This window comes from Bradyrhizobium oligotrophicum (assembly GCF_051168495.1).
Classification (GTDB): domain Bacteria; phylum Pseudomonadota; class Alphaproteobacteria; order Rhizobiales; family Xanthobacteraceae; genus Bradyrhizobium; species Bradyrhizobium oligotrophicum_A.
The window spans coordinates 38,245-60,252 of record NZ_JBNPVB010000020.1 but is presented as its reverse complement, the minus strand read 5'-3'; the positions used below and the strand labels follow the sequence as shown (position 1 = coordinate 60,252).

The 22,008-nt window shown below is 66.9% G+C and carries 21 protein-coding genes; 12 read left to right on the top strand and 9 right to left on the bottom strand.

Annotated features, from left to right (window positions below; genetic code table 11):
* Position 1: 1 nt before the first annotated feature.
* The 7 genes from ACQR1B_RS29465 to ACQR1B_RS29435 all read right to left on the bottom strand — a co-directional run bounded on the left by ACQR1B_RS29465 (position 2) and on the right by ACQR1B_RS29435 (position 7,819).
* Positions 2-706: an ABC transporter ATP-binding protein gene (locus ACQR1B_RS29465; protein ID WP_434835151.1), complete on the bottom strand. Its 705-nt coding sequence runs from the start codon at positions 704-706 to the stop codon at positions 2-4.
* A complete protein-coding gene (locus ACQR1B_RS29460; RefSeq protein ID WP_434835150.1) occupies positions 703-1,494 on the bottom strand; it encodes an ABC transporter ATP-binding protein in 792 nt (263 codons plus the stop codon). The genes ACQR1B_RS29465 and ACQR1B_RS29460 overlap by 4 nt, the downstream gene beginning before the upstream one ends.
* Positions 1,491-3,377 (bottom strand): ABC transporter permease, encoded by a 1,887-nt coding sequence (locus ACQR1B_RS29455; protein ID WP_434835149.1) that lies wholly within the window; start codon positions 3,375-3,377, stop codon positions 1,491-1,493. Before ACQR1B_RS29455 ends, ACQR1B_RS29460 begins: the two co-directional genes overlap by 4 nt.
* 191 nt (positions 3,378-3,568) lie before the next feature.
* Positions 3,569-4,771 carry an ABC transporter substrate-binding protein gene (locus ACQR1B_RS29450; protein ID WP_434835148.1) on the bottom strand — a complete coding sequence of 401 codons (1,203 nt, stop codon included), beginning with the start codon at positions 4,769-4,771 and terminating at the stop codon, positions 3,569-3,571.
* A gap of 85 nt (positions 4,772-4,856) precedes the next feature.
* Positions 4,857-5,441 (bottom strand): amino acid synthesis family protein, encoded by a 585-nt coding sequence (locus ACQR1B_RS29445; RefSeq protein WP_434835147.1) that lies wholly within the window; start codon positions 5,439-5,441, stop codon positions 4,857-4,859.
* A 42-nt stretch (positions 5,442-5,483) separates the two neighbouring features.
* Positions 5,484-6,371: a UPF0280 family protein gene (locus ACQR1B_RS29440; RefSeq protein ID WP_434835146.1), complete on the bottom strand. Its 888-nt coding sequence runs from the start codon at positions 6,369-6,371 to the stop codon at positions 5,484-5,486.
* Positions 6,368-7,819 (bottom strand): 6-hydroxynicotinate reductase, encoded by a 1,452-nt coding sequence (locus tag ACQR1B_RS29435; protein WP_434835145.1) that lies wholly within the window; start codon positions 7,817-7,819, stop codon positions 6,368-6,370. The genes ACQR1B_RS29440 and ACQR1B_RS29435 overlap by 4 nt, the downstream gene beginning before the upstream one ends.
* 283 nt (positions 7,820-8,102) lie before the next feature.
* Here ACQR1B_RS29435 and ACQR1B_RS29430 point away from each other — a divergent pair, with 283 nt between their 5' ends.
* From ACQR1B_RS29430 to ACQR1B_RS29385, 10 genes are all read left to right on the top strand, one after another.
* Positions 8,103-8,585, top strand: coding sequence for a (2Fe-2S)-binding protein (locus tag ACQR1B_RS29430; RefSeq protein WP_434835144.1), 483 nt, complete (start codon positions 8,103-8,105; stop codon positions 8,583-8,585).
* Positions 8,585-12,136 (top strand): molybdopterin cofactor-binding domain-containing protein, encoded by a 3,552-nt coding sequence (locus ACQR1B_RS29425; protein ID WP_434835143.1) that lies wholly within the window; start codon positions 8,585-8,587, stop codon positions 12,134-12,136. The genes ACQR1B_RS29430 and ACQR1B_RS29425 overlap by 1 nt, the downstream gene beginning before the upstream one ends.
* A gap of 157 nt (positions 12,137-12,293) precedes the next feature.
* Positions 12,294-13,076 carry an IclR family transcriptional regulator gene (locus tag ACQR1B_RS29420; RefSeq protein WP_434835142.1) on the top strand — a complete coding sequence of 261 codons (783 nt, stop codon included), beginning with the start codon at positions 12,294-12,296 and terminating at the stop codon, positions 13,074-13,076.
* Entirely contained in the window at positions 13,076-13,951 is an 876-nt protein-coding gene (locus ACQR1B_RS29415) for an ABC transporter permease (RefSeq protein ID WP_434835141.1), read from the top strand. Before ACQR1B_RS29420 ends, ACQR1B_RS29415 begins: the two co-directional genes overlap by 1 nt.
* A gap of 8 nt (positions 13,952-13,959) precedes the next feature.
* Positions 13,960-14,835, top strand: coding sequence for an ABC transporter permease (locus tag ACQR1B_RS29410; protein WP_434835140.1), 876 nt, complete (start codon positions 13,960-13,962; stop codon positions 14,833-14,835).
* Between the two features lie 14 nt (positions 14,836-14,849).
* On the top strand, positions 14,850-15,914 hold the full coding sequence (locus ACQR1B_RS29405) for an extracellular solute-binding protein (RefSeq protein WP_434835139.1): 1,065 nt from the start codon (positions 14,850-14,852) through the stop codon (positions 15,912-15,914).
* The gene (locus ACQR1B_RS29400; protein WP_434835138.1) at positions 15,911-16,999 is read left to right on the top strand and encodes an ABC transporter ATP-binding protein; all 1,089 of its coding nucleotides are present in this window, start codon (positions 15,911-15,913) and stop codon (positions 16,997-16,999) included. Before ACQR1B_RS29405 ends, ACQR1B_RS29400 begins: the two co-directional genes overlap by 4 nt.
* A 4-nt stretch (positions 17,000-17,003) precedes the next feature.
* Positions 17,004-17,723 (top strand): AroM family protein, encoded by a 720-nt coding sequence (locus ACQR1B_RS29395; protein ID WP_434835137.1) that lies wholly within the window; start codon positions 17,004-17,006, stop codon positions 17,721-17,723.
* Entirely contained in the window at positions 17,720-18,820 is a 1,101-nt protein-coding gene (locus ACQR1B_RS29390) for a DUF917 domain-containing protein (RefSeq protein ID WP_434835136.1), read from the top strand. The genes ACQR1B_RS29395 and ACQR1B_RS29390 overlap by 4 nt, the downstream gene beginning before the upstream one ends.
* A 3-nt stretch (positions 18,821-18,823) precedes the next feature.
* A complete protein-coding gene (locus ACQR1B_RS29385) occupies positions 18,824-20,377 on the top strand; it encodes a hydantoinase/oxoprolinase N-terminal domain-containing protein (protein WP_434835135.1) in 1,554 nt (517 codons plus the stop codon).
* A 10-nt stretch (positions 20,378-20,387) separates the two neighbouring features.
* Here ACQR1B_RS29385 and pncA read toward each other — a convergent pair whose 3' ends face one another.
* Complete coding sequence (gene pncA / locus ACQR1B_RS29380) at positions 20,388-21,011, bottom strand: bifunctional nicotinamidase/pyrazinamidase (RefSeq protein WP_434835134.1); 624 nt, start codon at positions 21,009-21,011, stop codon at positions 20,388-20,390.
* A 178-nt stretch (positions 21,012-21,189) separates the two neighbouring features.
* Here pncA and ACQR1B_RS29375 point away from each other — a divergent pair, with 178 nt between their 5' ends.
* On the top strand, positions 21,190-21,483 hold the full coding sequence (locus tag ACQR1B_RS29375) for a hypothetical protein (protein ID WP_434835133.1): 294 nt from the start codon (positions 21,190-21,192) through the stop codon (positions 21,481-21,483).
* 59 nt (positions 21,484-21,542) lie between these two features.
* Positions 21,543-21,743, top strand: coding sequence for a hypothetical protein (locus ACQR1B_RS29370; protein WP_434835132.1), 201 nt, complete (start codon positions 21,543-21,545; stop codon positions 21,741-21,743).
* Here the strand turns inward: ACQR1B_RS29370 and ACQR1B_RS29365 are convergent.
* Positions 21,740-21,937, bottom strand: a complete 198-nt coding sequence (locus tag ACQR1B_RS29365) for a DUF3606 domain-containing protein (protein ID WP_434835131.1) — start codon at positions 21,935-21,937, stop codon at positions 21,740-21,742. The genes ACQR1B_RS29370 and ACQR1B_RS29365 overlap by 4 nt on opposite strands.
* Positions 21,938-22,008: the final 71 nt, after the last annotated feature.

Here is a 22,008-nt window from a genome sequence, read left to right as displayed (position 1 = left end):
CTCAGATCGACAGATGCGCGTCGCGGATGTCGGGCCGCGCGTCGAGCTCGGCCATGGTGCCGGAAAAACAGATGCGGCCGCGCTCGATGATGTAGGCGCGGTCGGAGATCAGTTTTGCGAAATGCAGGTTCTGCTCGGACACGACCAGCGAGACACCGGCCTTCTTCATCGCCAGGATGGCGTCGACCATCTGCTCGACGATCTTCGGCGACAAGCCCTCCGACGGCTCATCGAGCAGCACCAGCGACGGGTTGCCCATCAAGGTGCGCGCGATCGTCAGCATCTGCTGCTCGCCGCCGCTCATGCGGCCGCCGGGCCGGTTCCTCATCTCGCCGAGATTGGGAAACAGCTGATACAGCTTCTCGCGCGTCCATTGCGGCGCGCCCGGCCGCGGCTTCTGCCGCCCGACCTCGAGATTCTCTTCGACCGTCAGATCGGTGAAGATGCGCCGCTCCTCGGGAACGTAGCCGAGACCACTCCGCACGATCTCATGGGTCGGCGCGCTCGAGATGTCCTTGCCTTCGAACATGATCTGGCCCTCGCGCAGCGCGACGAGGCCGACGATCGAGCGGAACGTGGTCGACTTGCCGGCGCCGTTGCGCCCGAGCAGCGCCACCACCTCGCCCTCGCCGACCTCGAGGCCGATGTCGAACAGGATATGCGCCGGGCCATAATGGCTGTTGAGATTGGCGACCGACAGCTTCATGCCGGAGCTCCCTCGCGATGGTCGGCATCATACAGCAGGCCTTCGCCGAGATAGATCGCCTGCACCTCGCGGTTGGCCCGCACCTCGGCCGGCGATCCCTCGGCAATGAGGCTGCCGCGATTGAGCACGAGAATGCGATCGGCATGCTCGAACACGACGTCCATGTCGTGCTCGGTGAACAGCACGCCGATCGACTGCTCGCGCGCGATCTTCGCGGTCAGACGCATCAGCTCGACACGCTCGCGCGGGGCCATGCCCGCGGTCGGCTCGTCCATCAGCAGCAGCTTGGGATGGTTGGCGAGCGCAATGGCGAGCTCCAGCCGCTTGAGGTCGCCATAGGCGAGCTCGCCGCAGGGCCGCTCGGCATAGCCGGCCATGCCGACGAGATCGAGCAGGCGATCGGCCTCGCCGCGCTCGATGGAGATCATCGGGCTCCAGAAATCGAACAGGCGACGATGATGCGAGACCAGCGCGACCTGGATGTTCTCGCGCACGGTCATGGTCGGATAGGTCGCGGTGATCTGGAAGGTGCGCCCCACGCCGAGCCGCCACACCTCGCGCGGCTTGCGGCCGGTGGTGTCCTCGCCCATGACCCTGATGCGGCCGCTGTCCGGCACGTTCTGGCCATTGAGCATGTCGAAGCAGGTGCTCTTGCCGGCGCCGTTCGGACCGATCAGCGCCAGGATCTCGCCGGCCTGCAGCATGAACGACACGCTGCGCACGGCGTGAATGCCGCCATAGGATTTCGACAGGCCCTCGACCGAGAGCAGCGGCACGCCGAGACTCATTGGGCGCCCTCCATCTTGGCCGACAGGGCTGCGGCCTTCGGCGCCGCCGCCCGGCGGCGGTGCATGACGGTCTCGACCACGCCGACGATGCCCTTCGGGAACACGACCACGATCAGCACGATGAAGATGCCGAGCACGAGCTTCGACCAGTCGGTCTGGCTGACCAGCCAGATGTTGAGCGCCTTGTAGACGATGGCGCCGAAGATCGCGCCGGGCACGGTCTCGACGCCGCCGAGCAGCACCATGACCAGCGCATCGACCGACAGCGAGATGCCCATGTTGTCCGGGAACACGCTACCCTTCAGGTAAGCGAACAGCGCGCCGCCGATTCCGGCCGTGGTGCCGGCAATGATGAAGGCGGTCCACTGGATGCGCTTGCCGTTGATGCCGATGGACTCGCTGCGCAGCGGCGAGTCCCGCATGCCGCGCAAGGCGTAGCCGAACGGCGAGAAGGTGATGAGACGCAGCACGCTGACGACGAGCGCCGAGACGCCGAGCGCGAGCCAATAGAAACGCGACGGCGAGGCGGCCCATGTCTCCGGCCACAGTCCGAGAATGCCATTGTCGCCACCGGTCACCGCGACCCATTGGAACGCGATCGACCACACGATCTGCGCGAAGGCGAGCGTCAGCATCGCGAAGTACACGCCGGAGAGCTGCACGGCGAAGGCGCCGAACACGGCCGCCCCGAGCGCGCCGAGCAGAGGTCCGAGCAGCAGGCAGGCGATCATCGGTAGTCCCGCCATCTTGGCGAGGAACGCGACGCCATAGGCGCCGAGCCCGAAATAGGCAGCGTGACCGAACGAGGCGAGCCCGCCGACCGCCATCAGGAAATGCAGCGAGGCCGCGAAGATCACGAAGATCGCGATCTCCGCGCCGACGTTCAGCACGTAGTTGCCGCCGACGAAGGGCAGCATCGCCGCGAACGCCAGCGCGGCCAGCGACGCCAGCCGCTCGACCGACGACAGCGGACGCCACGGGATCACGGTCAGGCCGGGCGTGCGGCGCGCCGGCGCCTCCTTCTTGCCGAACAGGCCCCAGGGCCGCACGACCAGCACGACCGCCATCACCAGGAACACCAGGATCAGCGAGATGGTCGGGAAAACGAGAATGCCGAAGGCATTGAGCTCCGACACCAGCACGGCGGCGACGAAGGCGCCGAGAATGCTGCCGAGACCGCCGATGACGACGACGACAAACACCTCGACGATGATGCGCAGGTCCATGGCGTGGTGGACCGCATCGCGCGGGATCTGCAGCGCGCCGCCGAGCGCTGCCAGGAAGACGCCGAGCGCGAACACCGAGGTGAACAGCCATTTCTGATTGACGCCGAGCGCCGCGACCATGTCGCGGTCCTGCGTCGCCGCGCGCACCAGGATGCCCCAGCGTGTCCGCTGGAACAGCAGCCACAGCGCGCCGAGCACGATGGGCCCCAGCGCGATCAGGAAGAGGTCGTAGCTCGGAATGTTCTGGCCGAAGAAATCGACCGCGCCCTTGAAGCCGGGTGCGCGGCGGCCGACCAGGTCATCCGGGCCCCAGATCAGCACGACCAGGTCCTCGACCATCAAGGTCAGGCCGAAAGTTGCGAGGAGCTGGAACAGCTCCGGTGCATGATAAATCCGGCGAAGCAGCACGATCTCGACGAGCACGCCGATGACAGCGACCGCGAGCGCCGCGACGATGATGCTGCCCCAGAAGCCGAAGGCGCCGGACAGCCGCTCGGTCAGCGAGAACGCGACATAGGCGCCGAGCATGTAGAACGCGCCATGGGCGAAATTCACGATGCGGGTGACGCCGAAGATGATCGACAGTCCCGACGCCACCAGGAACAGCGAGGCTGCACTGGCAAGGCCGGTCAGGAACTGGACGAAGTAGAAGGCCATGGGCGGTCCGCGTGAGGGAGATCGTCTGTCTCGAATGAGCCGCATCGAAACCCGCCTCTTGCCCTCGAACGGGAGAGCCGGCAGGCAAGCGTGGGGTGAGGGATCTCGGCCTGAACCTGTAGATCAGGCGTCGCGTGCCCTCACCCCGCCCGCTCTCCCCCGCGGGAGGGGGAGAGGCAGGAAGGCTTGAATCAGTCCTTCGGCCTGAGCTTGCCGACCTCCGCGTCACCAGGCAGATAGTCAGAGCCCTTGCGATAGACGGTGTCGACCATGATGCCCTTGCCGTCCTTCTGCGCGGTCTTGCCGACGAAGGCGCCGAGCGTCGACTGGTGATCGATCTTGCGGAAAGTGATCTCGCCGAACGGCGACGGCACCGAGAGGCCCTCGGCCGCGGCAATCAGCTTGTCGGCATCGGTCGAGCCGGCCTTGGCGAGAATCGCGGCCGCCGACTTGATGGTCTGGTAGCCGACGATCGAGCCGAGCCGCGGATAGTCGTTGTACTTGGCCTGATAGGCCTTCAGGAACGCGTCATGCTCCGGCGTCTTGATCGAATACCAGGGATAGCCGGTCACGATCCAACCCTCAGGCGTCTCCTCCTTGAGCGGATCGAGATATTCCGGCTCGCCGGTCAGGAAGCTGACGACCTTGCGGTCCTTGAACAGGCCGCGGGTGTTGCCTTCGCGCACCAGCTTGACGAGATCTGCGCCGAAGGTGACGTTGAGGATCGCTTCCGGGTTGGCGGCGGCGACGGCCTGCACGACCGGGCCCGCATCGATCTTGCCCTGCGGCGGCCACTGCTCGTCGACCCACTGGATGTCCGGGCGCTTCTCGGAGAGCAGTTTCTTAAACACGGCGACCGCCGACTGGCCATACTCGTAGTTCGGGGCGATCGTGGCCCAGCGCTTGGCCGGAAGCTTGGCAGCTTCCTCCACCAGCATCGCGGCCTGCATGTAGTTCGAGGGGCGCAGGCGGAAGGTGTATTTGTTGCCCTTCGCCCAGGTGATGGCGTCGGTCAGCGGCTCGGCCGCCAGGAAGAACACCTTCTTCTGGTTGGCGAAGTCGCTGACGGCAAGCCCGATGTTCGACAGGAACGTGCCGGCAAGCATCGCGACGTTCTCGCTCGACACCAGCTCGTTGGCTGCAGTCTGCGCATCCGCCGGCTTGCCGCCGTCGTCCTTGGAGACGACGACGAGCTTCTTGCCGTTGATGCCGCCGGCGGCATTCACTTCCTCGACCGCGAGCTGCCAGCCCTTGCGGTAGGGCTCGGTGAATGCCGGCAGCAGCGAGTAGCTGTTGATCTCGCCGATCTTGATGACGTCCTCGGCACGAGCCGTGCCCATCAGTCCGGCGACGGCAAGGCCCAGGCCTGCCGCAAGCATCGTTCTCCGTCGCATCCCTTCAGCCTCCAGTTTTGATTTCACGATTCTTGAGCCTGCTCTTGTCGGAAAACCGGTATCCACTTTTCCGGAGCATGCTCGATTATCTCAGACCGTCGTCGCCCTTGATCTCGGCGACCGTGAGCCCGCCGACCCTTGGCAAGGGACGCCCGCTGTCGGTCACCGCGAGCGCCACCATGATCTCGTTCGCACGGGGGGCATCGTTGATCTGCACCTCCATGCCGTCGAAATGGCTGCGCACGAAGGCGGCGTCCTTGTGCCCGAGCGGGATGTCGAGCGTGCAGCCGACGCCGCCGCGCTTCTTCGACGACGGGATCAGCGCCGCGCCCTTGCCCAGCACCTTGCGCACCGGCGCGCCCATTTTCGGATGCAGGATCGCCGCGGCATGCTCCAGCTCGCCGTCGCTGCCGACGGCCGCCGCCTTGCCGTAGCTGTGCGCCGCCGGCCCCTCGATGCCGAGCGCAGCAACCGCCCGCTTCGCCAGCATCTCGCCGAGCTCCTCGCCGATCGCGATCAGCGGCGAGAGATCCTCGACATAGCGGCCTGCGAACGGGTTTTCGATGACGGCGACCGCAGCGGCGCGCCGCGTCGGCGGCGAGATGGGCCGGCCCATCTCCTGATGGATTTCCTCGACCACGGTCACGATCTTACGGATGACGGCGCTCATCGTCGGCGGCCCTTCATGTTCCAATCCACTTCGTATCAAACCTCACGCTGCCGCCGCCCGCAACTGCGGTCGCCGTTCGATTTCGATCGATCGGGCGCCCACCACGCGCAAGCCGCCACTGAGCTGCAGCACGGCGCCGTCGACCAGGCCCGCGGCCAGCAACGACTGCGCGCATCGCTCACCCGCAGCCAGCGCCGCGGCGATCTCAGCATCGCACAATCGGCCGACCTCGCGTGTGACCAAGCGATGACCGAGATCGCTGTCCGGCTGCAGCTCGCAAGCCGGACAGCGGAGAACTGCAGGATGATTGGGCAGATCGACGGCATTGCCAATCACGGTCGCGGCGGCGTCCGCCTGCGCGGCGGTGCGCGCCAGCACCGTCACCGCATCTGCGATGCCGAGCGAAAAGCTGCGGCCGTGACGGCCAGAGGTGGCCACGCCACCGATCGCGTCATCGGCGCGCAGGATCATTCTGCGCAATACGCCGCCCGCGTCCGGCCGGTCCATCAGCCCGACGCTGAACGTCGCGGCATCCTGCAGATGCAGCGCGATGTCGCCGCCATTGTTGACATAGGCGCGGGTCAGTTTTGCCGCTCCCAGCATCGCAGCCAGGACGGCCTCGGCCACCGCACCGGCCACCGCCGCCATCGGCGTGATGAACGTCTCCTCGGCGAATGGCGCCACGGCGGCGTGCATGCGCCGCGCGACCACACCGCGCAGCGCGCAATGATCCGGGGTCGCGGCCTCGCGCAATTCGGGCAGCTCCGCGCAGAGTTCATCGAGCAGGCCCGTGAAGCGTTCCGTCGCGGCACGATAGGCTGTGCGAATATCGACATCGGAGCCATCGGCGCCGATGATCAGATCGATCGGGCCGTCCTGCAGATGCAGCCGCCGATCCGGCAGCAACGCGATCTGTGGCTGCCGGTTCATGCGCCCCGCCCCGGCCATGGCAGCTGGCGAATGTCCTTGCTGACATCCTGCAAACCGCCGAGCGGCTGGACGTAGTCCATGTGGCCGCCGAGCGCCGCATAGTCCGACAGCTGAAGCGTGAACTCGATCGGCGCGACGATCGCAGGCGTCGGCACGTAGCCGAAGGCGCCGGCCGGCATCTGCGTCACGTCGACCATGAAGGTGATGCCGCCGCCCGGCCAGACATAGACCGGCGCGCCGCCCGATGTGACGCGCGTCAGCGCATCCTTCACCGAGCGCGTCAGCCGCACCGGATTGTCGGTGACGCCGGCGCGCAAGGAGCCGCCAGCACCTGCCATGAACAGGACCGTGCACAGCGCCGGCTCGCAATTCTCCTGGATGCGCTCGACCGAGAATTGCAGCTCCGGCGGCATCTCGCGCTGGACCGGCCTCAAGGCCTCGTCGAGCACGTAGTAGCCGGCATGCTCGCCGGTCGTCGACACCATCAACAGCGTCATTCCCGGCTTCGCCGCCTTCGGATCGAACGGCCCGAGAATCGCCAACGGATCGGAGATGTCGGTGCCGCCCCAGCCGGTGCCGGGCTGCGCCACCTGGAAATAGCGGCCCGGCGTCGAGCGCCGCCCCTTCATCTTGATGCCGGTCGTGGGAATGTCGAGCAGCTTGCCGGCCTGGTGCTCCGACAGCACGCCGGTGATGTGGTCGTCGACCACGACGACCTCGTCGACCTTGCCCTGCCACTGCTTGGCGAACATGCCGATCGTCGCCGAGCCGCAGCCGACGCGCATCCGCTCTTCCTTGAGGCCGTTGACGATCGGCGGCTGTCCCGCCTGCACGATCACGCTGGCGCCGCCATCGATGGCGAGTTCCACAGCCTTGCGGTTGCTGAGATCCATCAGCGCATCGCAGGTGACGCGCCCCTCTTTCTTGGAGCCGCCGGTGAGATGATGCACGCCGCCGAGCGACAGCATCTGCGAACCATATTCGCTGGTCGTGACGTGACCGACCGCCTCGCCGTCGACGCGCACCGTTGCCGCCTCAGGCCCGAGATAACGGTCGGTGTCGATCTTCACCTTGACGCCGCAATAGCTGAAGATGCCCTCGGTCACGACCGTGACCATATCGACGCCTTCGACCACAGACGACACGATGAACGGTGCCGGCTTGTAGTCGGGATAGGTGGTCCCGGCACCGATCGCGGTGACGAACAGTTCCGGCTGATGAACGATCTTGCCGTCCCAGTCGCCGCTCGCCTGGAACGGCACCAGCTTGCCGCCATGCGACACCGTGCGCTCCAGGAGAATGTGCGGATCGACGCGCACCAACACCCCGTCCTGATTGGCGTAGCGATCGCAGGCGCCGGCCGCGCCCGGCTTGATGTAGCACATCACCGGGCAGGCATCGCAGCGGATCTTGTCCCCTGCACCATCGCTCGCCGTCTCAGTCACCATGCAGAGAAGCCCATCTTGAAGCGGAGGTGGCGGCGGCCGCCGGAACACCGCGGCAATTCGTTCGTACACGAATGATGTCGCGCCCCTCCGCCGACTGTCAAGCACCACTGCGACCGAAAAGCACGATTGCCGGATAAACGATCAGTTTGCCCTGCACAATGACGACAAATCGTGCACGCGCTGCAGCGCGAAACGTGCCACTTGCATGTTAGTACACAAACGATACGCTCCCGGCGATCCCGATCCACCTCGTTGACGATACCACAGCAGACGGCAGAAGGGCATGACGCCAGCAACGATCCGGCTGACCGTGAACGGACGGGCGCACGACGTTGCCGCCGCACCGGACACGCCGCTGCTTCACGTGTTGCGTAACGACCTCATGCTGAACGGGCCCAAATATGGCTGCGGGCTCGGCGAATGCGGCGCCTGCACCGTGCTGATCGACGGCCGCGCCGCACGCTCCTGCGTCGTTCCGATCGAAGGCTGCATCGGCCGCGATGTCACCACGCTGGAGGGGCTGGGCTCGCGCGAGGCGCCCGACCCGGTGCAGCAGGCCTTCATCACCGAGCAGGCTGCGCAATGCGGCTACTGCCTCAACGGCATGATCATGACGACGAAGGCGCTGCTTGCGATCAAACCGGAGCCGTCGCTCGACGAGATCAAACAGGCGCTGCGCTACAATCTCTGCCGCTGCGGCGCCCATGTCGAGATCCTCCGCGCCGCAATGCGCGCCGCCGGCCACACGATCGAGGCGTTGGACTGATGACGGACAGCGTCGCCGAAACAACCGATCATCACCGCGGCGCATTGACCGTCGAACGCCGCGTCGCCGACGGCCCGTCCGAGACCTTCATCAGAATCACGGCCTCCGGCGAAGTCGCAGCCTTCAACGGCCATGTCGATCTCGGCACCGGCATCCGCACCGCGCTGGGACAGATCGTCGCAGAAGAGCTCGACGTGTCCTTTGCCCGCGTCGTGGTCGTGCTGGGTGATACCGCCGTGGTCCCGAACCAGGGCGCGACCATCGCCAGCGAGACCATTCAGATCACGGCAGTGCCGTTGCGCAAGGCGGCAGCGCAGGCGCGCGCCTTCCTGCTGGCAAGAGCCGCGGCACAGCTCGGCGTTGCCGCTTCCGAATTGACCGTCGAGGACGGCCTCGTCCGCGGCCCCAACAATCGCGTGCTCAGCTATGGCGAGCTGATCGGCGACGATACGATCCGGCTCGAACTCGCTGACGACGCCGCCGTCAAATCGGTGGACGACTACCAGATCGTCGGCCGCTCGGTGCCGCGCGTCGATCTGCCGGCGAAGGCGACCGGCGAGCTCACTTACGTGCACGATGTTCGCGTGCCCGGCATGCTGCACGGCCGCGTCGTGCGTCCGCCCTATGCCGGCGTCGATGCCGGCCCCTTCATCGGCACCAGCCTGCTCGGCGTCGACAGAGATTCGGTGCGCGAGATTCCGGGCCTCGTCGACATCGTCGTCATCGGCGACTTCATCGGTGTCGTCGCCGAGCGCGAGGAGAATGCGATCCTCGCCGCCGAGCGGCTCAAGGTGACATGGAAGCCCGTGCCGACCTTGCGCGATCTCGACGACGTCGAGACCGCGTTGCGCGCCAACCCGTCGAGCCCGCGCCGGCTGTTGGACAAAGGCGATGTCGATGCGGCCATCGCGGGCACTGCCAAGCCGATGCGTCGGACCTATCTGTGGCCCTATCAGATGCACGGCTCGATCGGGCCGTCCTGCGCGGTCGCCGACTATCAAGATGGGAACATCCGGGTCTATTCGGGCACGCAGAACCCGCACATCCTGCGTGGCGATCTCGCCAAACTGATCGACTGCCCCGAACATCAGATCGAGCTGATCCGGCTGGAGGCCGCCGGCTGCTACGGACGCAACTGCGCCGACGATGTCACCGCCGATGCGCTGCTGCTGTCCCGCGCGGTCGGCCGCCCGGTCCGCGTGCAGCTGACGCGCGAGCAGGAGCATGTGTGGGAGCCGAAGGGCACCGCGCAGCTGATGGACGTCAATGGCGGGCTCAATGCCGACGGTTCGGTCGCGGCCTATGAGTTCGCCACGCGTTACCCGTCGAACGGCGCGCCGACCCTGGCGCTGCTGCTGACCGGCCGCATCGCGCCGGAGCCCGCCGTGTTCGAGATGGGCGACCGCACCGCGATCCCGCCCTACGACTACGACCACATGCGCGTCACCGCGCATGACATGCCGCCGATCGTCCGCGCCTCCTGGATCCGCGGCGTCTCGGCGCTGCCCAACACCTTCGCACATGAGTCCTATATCGACGAGCTGGCCGCCGAGGCCGAGGTCGATCCGATCGAATACCGGCTGCGTTATCTCAAGGACGAGCGCGCCCGCGACCTCGTCAACGCCGTCGCCGAGCGCGCCGGCTGGACGCCACGGCCCGTGAGAGAAGACAAGACGCCCGACAATGGCGTCGTCCACGGCCGTGGCTTTGCCTATGCGCTGTACGTCCACAGCAAGTTTCCCGGCTATGGCGCCGCGTGGTCGGCGTGGGTTGCCGATGTCGCGGTGAATACGACGACCGGCGAGGTCAGCGTCACCCGCGTCGTGGCCGGCCAGGATTCCGGCCTGATGATCAATCCGGACGGCGTGCGCCACCAGATCGAAGGCAACGTCATCCAGTCCACCAGCCGCGCGTTGATGGAGGAAATTCCATTCGCGCGCGGCAAGGTCGCGGCGCGGGAATGGGGCGCCTATCCGATCATCACCTTCCCCGACTTGCCCAAGATCGACGTGCTGATGCTGCCACGGCCGGACCAGCCGCCGCTCGGCGTCGGCGAATCCGCCTCCGTGCCGAGTGCCGCGGCGATCGCCAACGCGATCTATGACGCCACCGGCGTGCGCTTCCGCGAGCCGCCGTTCACGCCGGAGCGCATTCTCAAAGGTCTCCGCGGCGAACAAATGGAGACACTGGCTCCGCAGTCGCTCCCCGCGCCCGGCAAGCCGGCGATGAAGCCGCCCATGACATGGCTCAAGCCGTTCGCCAAGCGCGGCGGCCTCATTGCCGGCGCCGTCGCCGCCTGTGCCGCCGCCATCGGCGTGGCGAGCGCCGTACTGCCCTGGCGCGCGATCGCGCCGATCACGCGGCCCGATCCGTCGGTCTATTCGGCGGCGACGATCGCGCGCGGCGAGGCGCTGGCGGCGCTCGGCAATTGCGCGGTCTGTCACACCGCGGATGGCGGCCTGATCAATGCCGGCGGGCGCGGGCTGGTAACGCCGTTCGGCACGCTGTTCAGCACCAACATCACGCCCGATGTCGAGACCGGCATCGGCGCCTGGTCCTATCCCGCCTTCGAGCGGGCGATGCGCGACGGCGTGCACCGTGACGGCCGGCAGCTCTATCCGGCCTTCCCCTACACCCATTTTGCGCGGACCAGCGATGCCGACCTGCAGGCGCTCTATGCCTATCTGATGGCACAGGCTCCGGTCCAACAGCAGGCGCCGAACAATGCGCTGCGCTTCCCGTTCAATTTTCGGCCGGTCGTTGCCGGATGGAATGCGCTGTTTCACAGCACGCAGCCGTTCAAGCCCGATCCGACCAAATCGGAGCAATGGAATCGCGGCTTCTACCTGATCGAAAGCCTCGGCCATTGCAGCGCCTGCCACTCGCCGCGCAACGCGCTCGGCGCCGAGCAGCGCAACGCCTATCTCGCCGGCGGCTTAGCCGACGGCTGGGAAGCCCCGGCGCTGACCGCGCTCTCGACCGCCCCGATCCCGTGGACGGAGGACGAACTCTTCACTTATCTGCGCTCCGGCCAGTCGCGCTTCCACGGCGTCGCCGCCGGGCCGATGGCGCCGATCGTGAAGGATCTCGCGACGCTGCCGGATGCGGACATTCGCGCGATGGCGACCTATCTCGCCTCGTTCCAGGCGCCCGCGCCCGAGTCCGCACAGTTGGAGACGCTGGCCACCGAGCTGGAAGCCCGCACCAAGGTCACTTCGGCCTCCTCCCCGGCAGCACGGCTCTATCTCGGCGCCTGCGCCGTCTGCCACGAGGTCGGCGGCCTGCCGCTGTTCGGCAGCCGGCCGTCGCTCGCGCTCAACAGCAATCTGCACAGCGCGACCCCCGACAACCTGATCCAGGTGATCCTCCACGGCATCATGAAGCCGGCCTCGTCCGACCTCGGCTACATGCCGGCGTTCAAGGACCATCTCAGCGACGCACAGCTCGCCGACCTCGTCTCCTATCTCCGCAGCCAGTTCGCACCGAACAAGCCGGCCTGGACGGACGTGAATGCTGCCGTGAACCGCGTCCGCTCGGCTGGACTGCATTGAGGACGACCATGCCCCCCCACTCGCCCGACACCACGACCCCGACCACCCTGACGCGCATTCGGGCAGCGCCTTGCCAGAAATTTCGCCTTGCGGCGGACACGTTCTCGCTTCTAGAATTCGGGACTACGTTCCGTATATTGGAACCAACGGTATCATCATGAGCGCCCTGACCAACGCCATCGACATCCTGCGCTGCTTTTCGACCGCGCGGCCCGACCTCTCCTTCGCCGACGTGCAGGTCCTGACCGGCAAGCCGAAGAGTTCGACCTCCCGCCTGCTCCGCTCGCTGCGCGATTGCGGCCTGCTCGAGCAGGACCCGCACACCCGGCGCTACCGCCCCGGCCTGCTGACGTTCGAGCTCGGGCGCCTGCATCGCGCCCATGACGACCTGATCGCCACGGCCGAGCGTGAGTTGCGCGACGTCTGTGCCCGGACCGGCCACACCGGCTACATCGCGGTGCTCGACGGCTATCAGCAGGTCGTGCTGCGCATCGTGCCCGGCTCGAACCCGCTGCGGGTCGTCAACCCGCCGGGCCAGCGCACGCCCGCGATCATCACCTCGAATGGCCGCGCCATGCTGGCGCGCCTGTCCGACCAGGACATCCGCGCGCGCGTGCCGCTCGACTATCCCAAGGTCCCCGCCAACTCGCCGCAGAACTTCAACGAGCTGATGGCGCGGCTGAACGAGATTCGCCGCACCGGCGTCTCCGACGCCGCCGACGAGGCGATCGAAGGCGTCGGCTCGCAGGGCTTCGCGCTGTCCAGTGGCGAGAGCGGCGAGTTGATCGGCATCGCCGTCTCCTATTCGGTGCAGGCCACCACCGAGATCGAGCGGGCCAATGTCCGCCGCGAGCTCGGCGCGATGGCCGGCAAGCTCCGGCGCATGACCGGCGATCCGCTGGGCCAGACCATCGAGCAGCTGACCGGACTGGCCTCCTGATGCGAAGCTCAAGTGCGCCGCGCGTCAACAGCCTCGCGCTGTTGATCTTGCCGAGCGCGCTGCTGTTCGTGTTGTTCTTCTTCCTGCCGATCGGGCTGATGGCGGTCATGAGCGTCCTGACCGGCAATCCCGTCGTCATGCCGAATGTCGGCTTCACCACCAGGCACTACGCCCGGATGGGCAACGACAGCTACTATTTCGAAGTGATCTGGACCACGATCCGCATCGGCCTCTGGACCACCCTGGCGGCGCTCATCATCGGCTATCCGCTGGCGCATTGGATGGCGCGGATCAAGAGCCGCACCGGCCATGCGCTGCTGCTGATGGCGGTGCTTGCGCCGATGCTGACCGGCATCGTCGTGCGCACCTTCGCCTGGATGACGCTGCTGGCCGACAAGGGCGCAATCAACCAGATCCTGACGTCGCTCGGCCTGATCGCCAGTCCGTTGCAGTTGATGTACAATGAGACGGGCATCATCATCGGCCTCGTCCATATCTACGTGCCGTTCATGGTGCTGACCTTGACCGGCGTGATCGGGCGCATCGACGAGCGGCTGGAACAGGCGGCGAAGAACCTCGGCGCCAGCCCATTGCGCGCCTTCATCGAGGTCACCCTGCCGCTCAGCCTGCCCGGCATCCTCGCCGGCTCGCTGCTGGTGTTCGCGCTCGCGATCAGCGCCTATGTGACGCCGATCCTGCTCGGCGGCTTCCAGATCATGACCCTGCCGATCCTGATCTATCAGCAGATCTCCGCGAACTTCAACGTCGGCTTCGCCGCGGCGCTCGGAATGGTGCTGCTCGCGATCTCGCTCTCGCTCGTCGTCGCCTATAATCACATGCTCGGCCTCGTCTCCGGCCAGCGCGAGCTGCAATGAGAACGACGATGACGAGCCTTGCTCCCCAATCGCAGCCCGGACTCGCTGCCGCGATCGACCTGACCGGCACACCGGCTGTTCGCAGCAAGCGGCCGCGGCGATGGGGGCGCATGATCTATTTGGCGGCCAACAGCGCCGTCCTCGCCTTCCTCCTGATGCCGATCGCGATCGTCATCGTGTTCGCGCTGAACCCGACACCCTTCATCCAGTTTCCGCCTGTCGGTGTCTCCTTGCGCTGGTTCGAGAAATTCTTCGCCTCGCGCGACTTCATGCATTCGCTGGTCTTCAGTCTCGAGGTCGCGGCGATGACGACGGTCGCGGCCACCGTGCTCGGCGCATCCGCAGCGCTTGCGATTGCGCGGGGCAACCTGCCGGGCTCGCGGCTGATCGTGGCCACCATGCTGTCGCCGCTGATGCTGCCCGCGATTCTCACCGGTCTCGCGCTGTTCCAATCCTACGTCCTGCTCGACGTGGGCCGGCCGACGTGGGGGCTGGTGGCGGGCCACACGCTGGTGACGATCCCCTACGTCGTCAGAACCACGCTCGCAGTGCTGCACAATTTCGATATCAGACTGGAGGAAGCCGCGCAGAATCTCGGCGCGAGTCCGACCCGGACGTTCTTCGAAGTGACCTTGCCGCTGGTGAAGCCCGGTGTCATGGCCGGCGGAATCTTTGCCTTCATCGTCTCGTTCGACCAGTTCCCGGTATCGCTGTTCCTGGTCTCGCCAGGCAACGAAACCTTGCCGGTCACGCTGTTCAACTACCTCAAATTCGATCTCGACGGCACCATTGGCGCCGCCTCGGTCGTCTCGATCCTGCTCGCCTTCATCGTCGTCATCGCGCTCGACCGCACCGTGGGCCTGCGCTCCACCGTCAAACTCTAAGAGAGATCCTGGACATGACCGCCTCATCGCGTCGCTTCCCCCTGAGCCGCCGGCGCCTGTTGACGTCGGCTGCTGCGCTTGGTGCCGGCGTCATCGCGGCCCCCTACGTCGCGCGCGCCGAGGAGCCGGTGCTGAACATCACCGGCTGGGGCGGCAAATGGGGCGACGTGATGAAGGCCGAGATCGGGCCTGCCTTCGAGAGCGAGTTCAAGTGCAAGCTCAAGACCGACACCGCATTTCCGTTCCTGCCCAAGTTGCAGGCGAGCTCGCGTTCGGCGCCGGTCTACGACGTGCTGCACACCAATTCGAACGAGCAGTGGGCGGCCGTGGAGATGGGACTGGTCGAGCCGAAGGTCGATCCCAAGCTGGTGCCGAACATCGCCGACGTCTACCCATACGCGGTCAGCGACAAGATCGTCGGCGTCTGCATCTTCACCAGCGCCATCGGGCTCGGCATGCGCACCGACAAGGGCTATGCCAACATCTCCTCCTGGAAGGAGCTGTGGGACGCGAAATACAATGGCGTGCGCGGCGGCTACGTCATCCCGGTCAACAGCCTGGGACAGGCGTTCCTGATGATGTGCGGGACGCTGTACGGCAAGGGCCAGACCGATCTCGACGCCGCCTATGCCGCGCTGGAGAAGCTGAAGCCGATCAAGCTGGTCGACTTCACCGGCGCGATGGAGAAGCTGCTGCTGTCGGGCGAGGTCGGGCTCGGCGTGATCCACGATTCCGGCATCTACCGCTATGACGGCCAGAACCAGCCCACCGAGTTCGTCACGCCGAGCGAGGGCGTGCTGTCGCTGGAGCAGGTCCTCACCATCACGCCCGGCAGCAAGGTGAAGGAGCTCGCCAACGCCTATGTGAACTACATGCTGCGTCCCGAGGTTCAAAAGCGCCTCGCCGAGACGGTGTGGTATTCGCCGGCCAACAAGAAGGTCAAGCTCGACGCCAAATACGATGCCAAGCTGCTGACCACCCCGGAGAAGGTCAGCAAGCTGATCCAGGTCGACTGGAAGTGGTACAACGCGCAGAAGGATGAGATCGACAGCCGGGTCAACCGGATCTTCCGCGCATGAGCGCTGCCATCGAGATCGCCGGCGTCAGCAAGATCTACGACGGCGGCGTCCGCGCCGTCGACACCGTGGCGATGGACATCCGGCCGGGCGAGTTCTTCTCGCTGCTCGGCCCCTCCGGCTGCGGCAAGACCACGACCCTGCGCATGATCGCGGGCTTCGACAGCCCGAGCGTGGGCGAAATCCGCATCGACGGTGCCGACATCACCCATATGCCCGCACACAAGCGCGACATGGCGATGGTGTTCCAGAACTACGCGTTGTTTCCGCACCGGACGGTGGCCGAGAACGTCGCCTTCGGCCTGCGCATGCGCAAGGTCGACAAGGCGACGATCGCCGCCAAGGTGAAGGCGGCGCTCGCCATGGTCGAGCTGTCCGGCATGGAGGATCGCAGGCCGGCGCAGCTGTCCGGCGGCCAGCAGCAGCGCGTCGCGCTCGCCCGCGCGATCGTCATCTCGCCGCGCGTGCTGCTGTGTGACGAGCCGCTCGGCGCGCTCGACAAGAAGCTGCGCCAGCAGATGCAGTTCGAGCTCAAGCAGCTGCAGAAGAATCTCGGCGTCACCCTCGTGTTCGTGACCCACGACCAGGAGGAAGCGCTGGCGATGTCCGACCGCATCGCGGTCATGAATGCCGGCCGCGTCGAGCAGATCGGCACGCCGGTCGAGATCTACGATCAGCCGCGAACGCGGTTCGTCGCGGATTTCATCGGCGACACCAATATCTTCCGCGGCCAGCGCGTGACGATGGACCACGGTACCGGCATCGCGGTCGGCAATGGACTCGTGCTGGCGCTGCCCCGTGCGGTGCCGACGGCGGACAACGAGGTGCTGTCGGTCGCCTTGCGGCCGGAGAAGATCGTGGTGTCGCCGGGCAGCCCCGTGGATGTCAAAACCGCGGGGATGTCGGCGCACGGGACGGTCGAGAGCACCAATTTCCTCGGCGGCGCCGTTCTGTACCGCATCGTCCTGGACGGCGGACAGCGCGTGCTCGCCCAACAGCCGAACTCCGGAGCCGCCCAGCTCCATGCGCCCGGCCATCCCGTCACACTCGGCTGGCGTCCGGCCGATCTCGTCGTTCTCGAGGATTGATATTTTGAACATCAAGCTTTCATCTGCCTCGCCTGATCCAGCCTCCCCGCCTTCGCAGCGGCACATCGGCGTCGTGGTCATCGGCCAAAGCCCGCGTCCCGCCGTGGAAGCCGAGATTGCTGCCGTGCTGTCGCCGGGTACGACGATCGAGCTGCGCGGCGCGCTCGACGGCATGAGCCGCGACGAGATCGACAGGATACCGCCAGTCGACGGCGCCGACGCGCTTTTCACCCTGCTGCCCAACGGCGACAACGTGCGGATCAGCAAGAAGGCCGTCGAAGGACGTGCCAATGCGCAGCTCGCGCGTCTGCGGCAAGAGGGCATCGACGTCGCCATGCTCGCCTGCACCGGCAAGTTTCCGAATCTCGCGCCCGAAGGCCTGGTGATCCTGCCGTCGGCGGTGCTGCACAAGATGGTCGAGGCCGTGTTGCCGAAGGGCCGGCTCGGCGTGTTCTCGCCGCTCGCCGAGCAGACCGCACTGATCGCCGGCAAATGGCAGCGCGACGGTGTCGAAGTCGTCGGCGTCACGCTGCAGCCGGGCTCGGATGATGCGTCCGTGGATGCAGCGGCGCGCGCAATGGCGGCGAAGCACCCCGACCTCGTCGTGCTCGACTGCATGAGCTACTCGAGTGCCAACAAGGCCCGCGTGCGTCGCCATTATCCGGGCCCCGTGATCCTGTCGATCGCCACGGCCGCGCGAATCGTCGAGGAGCTGGTGTCGTGAGCGCGGTCGAGATGAAGACGATCAGCCCCGACGACATCGAGGCGCTCGCGGTCGGCGCCTGGATTCTCGGCACCGGTGGCGGCGGCAGTCCGTATCTCGGCCTGCTCAATCTGCGGCGGCTCTATGCCGAAGGCCATCGCGTGCAGTTGATGTCCCCGCTCGACCTCGATGACGACGACTGGGTCGCCGTGGTCTCCAACATGGGCGCGCCCCTGGTCGGCCAGGAGCGGCTCGCCGACAGCCGCAGCATCGCGCGCGCGGTGCGCATGCAGGAGGAGATCAACGGCATCAAGTTCCGTGCCGTGATGTCGGTCGAGATCGGCGGCGGCAACGGCACGCAGGCGCTGATGGCAGCCGCCCATCTCGGCATCCCCGTCGTCGACGCCGACTGCATGGGCCGCGCCTTCCCCGAGGCACAGATGACATCGGTCGCGATCGGCGATCTTCGCCCCTATCCGTGCACGCTGTATGATCCGCGCGGCATCGAGGCCGTGGTGACCAAGGTGCCGAGCTGGAAATGGATGGAGCGCGCCAGCCGCAAGATCTGCGTCGAGATGGGCTCGATCGCCTCGACCAGCAAGGCGCCACGGACGGGACGCGAGGTCAAGGACTGGGGCATCCATTTCACCACCACCAAGGCGATCGCGATCGGCCGCGCCGTCGAAGCCGCCAACAAGGGCCACCAGGATCCGATCGCGGCGATCCTCGACTGCGAGGGCGGCCAGCGGCTGTTCAACGGCAAGATCGTCGATGTCGAGCGCCGCACCACCGAGGGTTTTCTGCGCGGCTCTGCCGTCATTGACGGCAGCGACGATGATCGCGGCACGCAGCTCAAGCTGTCGTTCCAGAACGAATGGATCGTGGCCTGGCGCGACGGCGAAGCGGTCGCGATGTGCCCCGACCTGATCTGCGTGCTCGACAGCGTCAACGGCCACGGCATCGGCACCGAGACCGTGCGCTACGGCCAGCGCGTCACCGTGATCGCGCTGCCGGCGCCCGCCGTTCTGACCAGCCCGCGCGGCCTCGACTTCGTCGGCCCCCGCGCCTTCGGCTACGACCTCGATTTCCGGTCGCTGTTTGCGACCTCTGGAGCATAATGGATGAAGCGGATTGGTATTGACGTCGGTGGCACCAACACCGACGCGGTTTTGATTGCCGACGACAAGGTCGTCCACTCCGTCAAGAGCGCCACCACCGCCGACGTCACCTCCGGCATTCTCGCCGCGCTGAAGGCGCTGCGCAGCAATCCCGCAGCCGCCGTGCCGGTGGATGCGGTCGTCATCGGCACCACGCATTTCATCAATGCGGTGGTGCAGCGGCGACACCTGCAGCCGATCGGTGCCGTCAGGATCGGCATGCCCGCCTCCGCCTCGCTGCCGCCGTTCTGCGACTGGCCGGCGGACCTCGCCAAACTCGTCAGCGGCGAGGTGTTCATGCTCGAGGGCGGCCACGACTATGACGGCCGCCCGTTCATGCCGCTGGACACCGACGGCCTGAAGGCCGCCGCGCGCGCGATCAAGGCCAGGGGCCTGCGCTCGGTCGCGGTCGCCTCGTCGTTCTCGCCGCTCGATCCGGCTCACGAAAACACCGCGCGCGAGATCTTCGCCGAGATCTGCCCCGAGGTTGCGGTGACCTTGTCGCACGACCTCGGCCGCATCGGCCTGCTGGAGCGCGAGAACGCCGCGCTGCTCAACGCCGCGCTCCACGACCTCGCCGTCGCCACGGTGGCCGCCTTCCGCAAGGCGATCGCCGATTCCGGCATCGACGCGCCGCTGTTCCTGACCCAGAACGACGGCACCGTGATGCAGGCGGAGATCGCGACCGCCTTCCCGGTCATGAGCTTCGCCTCCGGCGCCACCAACTCGATGCGCGGCGCCGCGTATCTGTCGGGCCTCGACGACGCCATGGTCGTCGACGTCGGCGGCACCACCAGCGACATCGGCCAACTGCGCCATGGCTTTCCGCGCGAGGCCAACGCGGTGGTCGAGGTCGGCGGCGTCCGCACGCTGTTCCGGATGCCCGATTTGCTGTCGATCGGGCTCGGCGGCGGCAGCCATGTCGAGCAAAGTCCCGTCCGGGTCGGCCCGCTCAGCGTCGGATATCGGCTGACATCCGACGCCCTGGTGTTCGGCGGCGACCGCCTCACCGCGACCGACATCGCGGTCGCGGCCGGGCTGATCGACATCGGCGAGCGCGCCCGCGTCGCACATCTGCCCAAAGGCCTGATCGACGCTGCGCTCGCTGATGCCCATCGCAAGCTCGAAGGCGACATCGACCGCATGAAGACCGAAGCCGGCGACGTGCCGCTGCTCGCGGTCGGCGGCGGCGCCTTCCTGGTGCCGGAGCGGCTCGCCGGCATTTCCGACATCGTCCGCGTCGACCATGGCGACTGCGCCAACGCGGTCGGCGCCGCCATCGCCCAGGTCTCCGGCGAGGCCGACCAGGTGTTCCGCGACCTCAGCCGCGACGACGCCATCGCCGCCGCCCGCGGCATCGCCGAGGACCGCGCGGTACAGGCCGGCGCGGCACGCGAGACGCTCAAGACGGTCGACGTCGAGGACATGCCGATCGCCTACCTCCCCGGCAACGCCCTGCGCGTCCGCGTCCGCGTCGCCGGCGCCATCGCCGAGCCCGACATCGGCGCGGCCGCGTAGTCCTTCCGCATCACGCCAGCTCGGCGATCCGCTCTACGCCCGCCTCGGCGCCTTGCGCCTTGGCGGCCGCCATCGAGCCCCCGAGATCGATGCCGCGGCAGGCGTCGTCGATGACGACTGCCGCAAAGCCGAGCCGGCGCGCGTCGACGGCCGAATAGTGCACGCAGAAATCGGTGGCGAGCCCGACCAGGAACACCCGCTTCAAGCCGCGCTCGCGCAAATATCCGGCGAGTCCGGTCGGCGTCGCCCTGTCGTTCTCGAAGAACGCCGAATAGGAATCGATCGCCGGACGAAAGCCCTTGCGGATGATCAGCTGCGCCTTGTCGGTTGCGAGATCCGCGTGAAAGGCCGCCCCCTTCGTGCCCTGGATGCAGTGGTCCGGCCACAGCGTCTGCGGCCCATAAGGCATCGTGACGCACTCGAACGGCGCCTGGCCCGGGTGGCTCGACGCGAACGAGCTGTGACCGGCCGGATGCCAGTCCTGGGTCAGGACGATGTGCTCGAATAGCCCGCTGAGCCGGTTGATCACCGGGACGACCGCGTCGCCGTCGGCGACCGCCAGCGCGCCGCCGGGACAAAAGTCGTTCTGCACGTCGATGACGAGCAGCGCATCCTCATTCGCCTTGATCTGCATCCTGATCCCTTGTGTTGACCGCGCTGCATCCAGGATGGCGGCAGCGGGCGGCGATCTCAAGCCGGAGGCGCCGGGATTCTGCTCCGCGCCAGCCCCTCCATTTCGGAATCCCTGCCCTGCACAGCGGGCCTGGAAACCCGGCCGCCATCGTGGATTCTGTTCGAGGAGAGATTCGCCGATGCCGATGACCGTCACACGCCGCGCCGCAATCCGCAGCCTCGAAGGCTGGGCGATCGCCACCTTGCGCGAGGCCGGCGCGATCGTCGCATGTGACGAGCATGGCTGGATGCAGGACCGGGGTGATCCGCACGCGCTGGCCCGGGCGCTTGGCACGGCGCGCGACGATCCGCCGCGCGGCGTCAGCACCTCGGAGGCGATCGCAGCAATCGAAGCGATCGTCGGCGCGATCGGCGACACCTGCCCCGACTGTCGACGGCCGCGCGAGCCGGAAGATTCGCCACGATTCAAATAAGTGATCCCACAGCCGCCACATTCCGGCCTAGGCTGAGGCGTCGACCGGGAGACGCCGCCGTGCTGAAGCGTCCCGACCAGTGGCTGCTGCGCAAACCCTGCCCGACCTGCGGCCGGCCGCTGAGGTTGCGCGACGGCGAGAACAAGCGTCGCAAGCTGATTTGTGCGGTCTGCGACGGCCCCGACCCGCTGCACTCGCCAAAGGCGCAGGGCTGGGCCAGAGGATCGCTGCGGCCGCCGCAGCGGCCGCAGGACCGTTAGCGGGCGAGCTTGCGCTCCACCTTCTTGCGGCCATTGCCGACCTTCTTGACCGCTTTCTTCACGGCGGAGGCCGAGCGGCCGCTCTTCTTGGCTTCGTAGCGGACTTCGTAGTCCTGTCCGCCCGCGACGCGGGCGCGGTCCTGCTTGCGTCCGCGCGTCGATTTTGCCGTCGAGGTCTTCTTCTTTGCTGCCATGGCGCGTCTCCTTGTCAGCGCGCAACGCACGACTCCTCGTTGCCGTTCCACCGATGACCGGAGACATCGTT

Coding starts and splice junctions, on each gene's coding strand:
- ACQR1B_RS29465 (WP_434835151.1), bottom strand. CDS start 706: ATGAAGCTGTCGGTCGCCAATCTCAACAGCCATTATGGCCCGGCGCAT.
- ACQR1B_RS29460 (WP_434835150.1), bottom strand. CDS start 1,494: ATGAGTCTCGGCGTGCCGCTGCTCTCGGTCGAGGGCCTGTCGAAATCC.
- ACQR1B_RS29455 (WP_434835149.1), bottom strand. CDS start 3,377: ATGGCCTTCTACTTCGTCCAGTTCCTGACCGGCCTTGCCAGTGCAGCC.
- ACQR1B_RS29450 (WP_434835148.1), bottom strand. CDS start 4,771: ATGCGACGGAGAACGATGCTTGCGGCAGGCCTGGGCCTTGCCGTCGCC.
- ACQR1B_RS29445 (WP_434835147.1), bottom strand. CDS start 5,441: ATGAGCGCCGTCATCCGTAAGATCGTGACCGTGGTCGAGGAAATCCAT.
- ACQR1B_RS29440 (WP_434835146.1), bottom strand. CDS start 6,371: ATGAACCGGCAGCCACAGATCGCGTTGCTGCCGGATCGGCGGCTGCAT.
- ACQR1B_RS29435 (WP_434835145.1), bottom strand. CDS start 7,819: ATGGTGACTGAGACGGCGAGCGATGGTGCAGGGGACAAGATCCGCTGC.
- ACQR1B_RS29430 (WP_434835144.1), top strand. CDS start 8,103: ATGACGCCAGCAACGATCCGGCTGACCGTGAACGGACGGGCGCACGAC.
- ACQR1B_RS29425 (WP_434835143.1), top strand. CDS start 8,585: ATGACGGACAGCGTCGCCGAAACAACCGATCATCACCGCGGCGCATTG.
- ACQR1B_RS29420 (WP_434835142.1), top strand. CDS start 12,294: ATGAGCGCCCTGACCAACGCCATCGACATCCTGCGCTGCTTTTCGACC.
- ACQR1B_RS29415 (WP_434835141.1), top strand. CDS start 13,076: ATGCGAAGCTCAAGTGCGCCGCGCGTCAACAGCCTCGCGCTGTTGATC.
- ACQR1B_RS29410 (WP_434835140.1), top strand. CDS start 13,960: ATGACGAGCCTTGCTCCCCAATCGCAGCCCGGACTCGCTGCCGCGATC.
- ACQR1B_RS29405 (WP_434835139.1), top strand. CDS start 14,850: ATGACCGCCTCATCGCGTCGCTTCCCCCTGAGCCGCCGGCGCCTGTTG.
- ACQR1B_RS29400 (WP_434835138.1), top strand. CDS start 15,911: ATGAGCGCTGCCATCGAGATCGCCGGCGTCAGCAAGATCTACGACGGC.
- ACQR1B_RS29385 (WP_434835135.1), top strand. CDS start 18,824: ATGAAGCGGATTGGTATTGACGTCGGTGGCACCAACACCGACGCGGTT.
- pncA (WP_434835134.1), bottom strand. CDS start 21,011: ATGCAGATCAAGGCGAATGAGGATGCGCTGCTCGTCATCGACGTGCAG.
- ACQR1B_RS29375 (WP_434835133.1), top strand. CDS start 21,190: ATGCCGATGACCGTCACACGCCGCGCCGCAATCCGCAGCCTCGAAGGC.
- ACQR1B_RS29365 (WP_434835131.1), bottom strand. CDS start 21,937: ATGGCAGCAAAGAAGAAGACCTCGACGGCAAAATCGACGCGCGGACGC.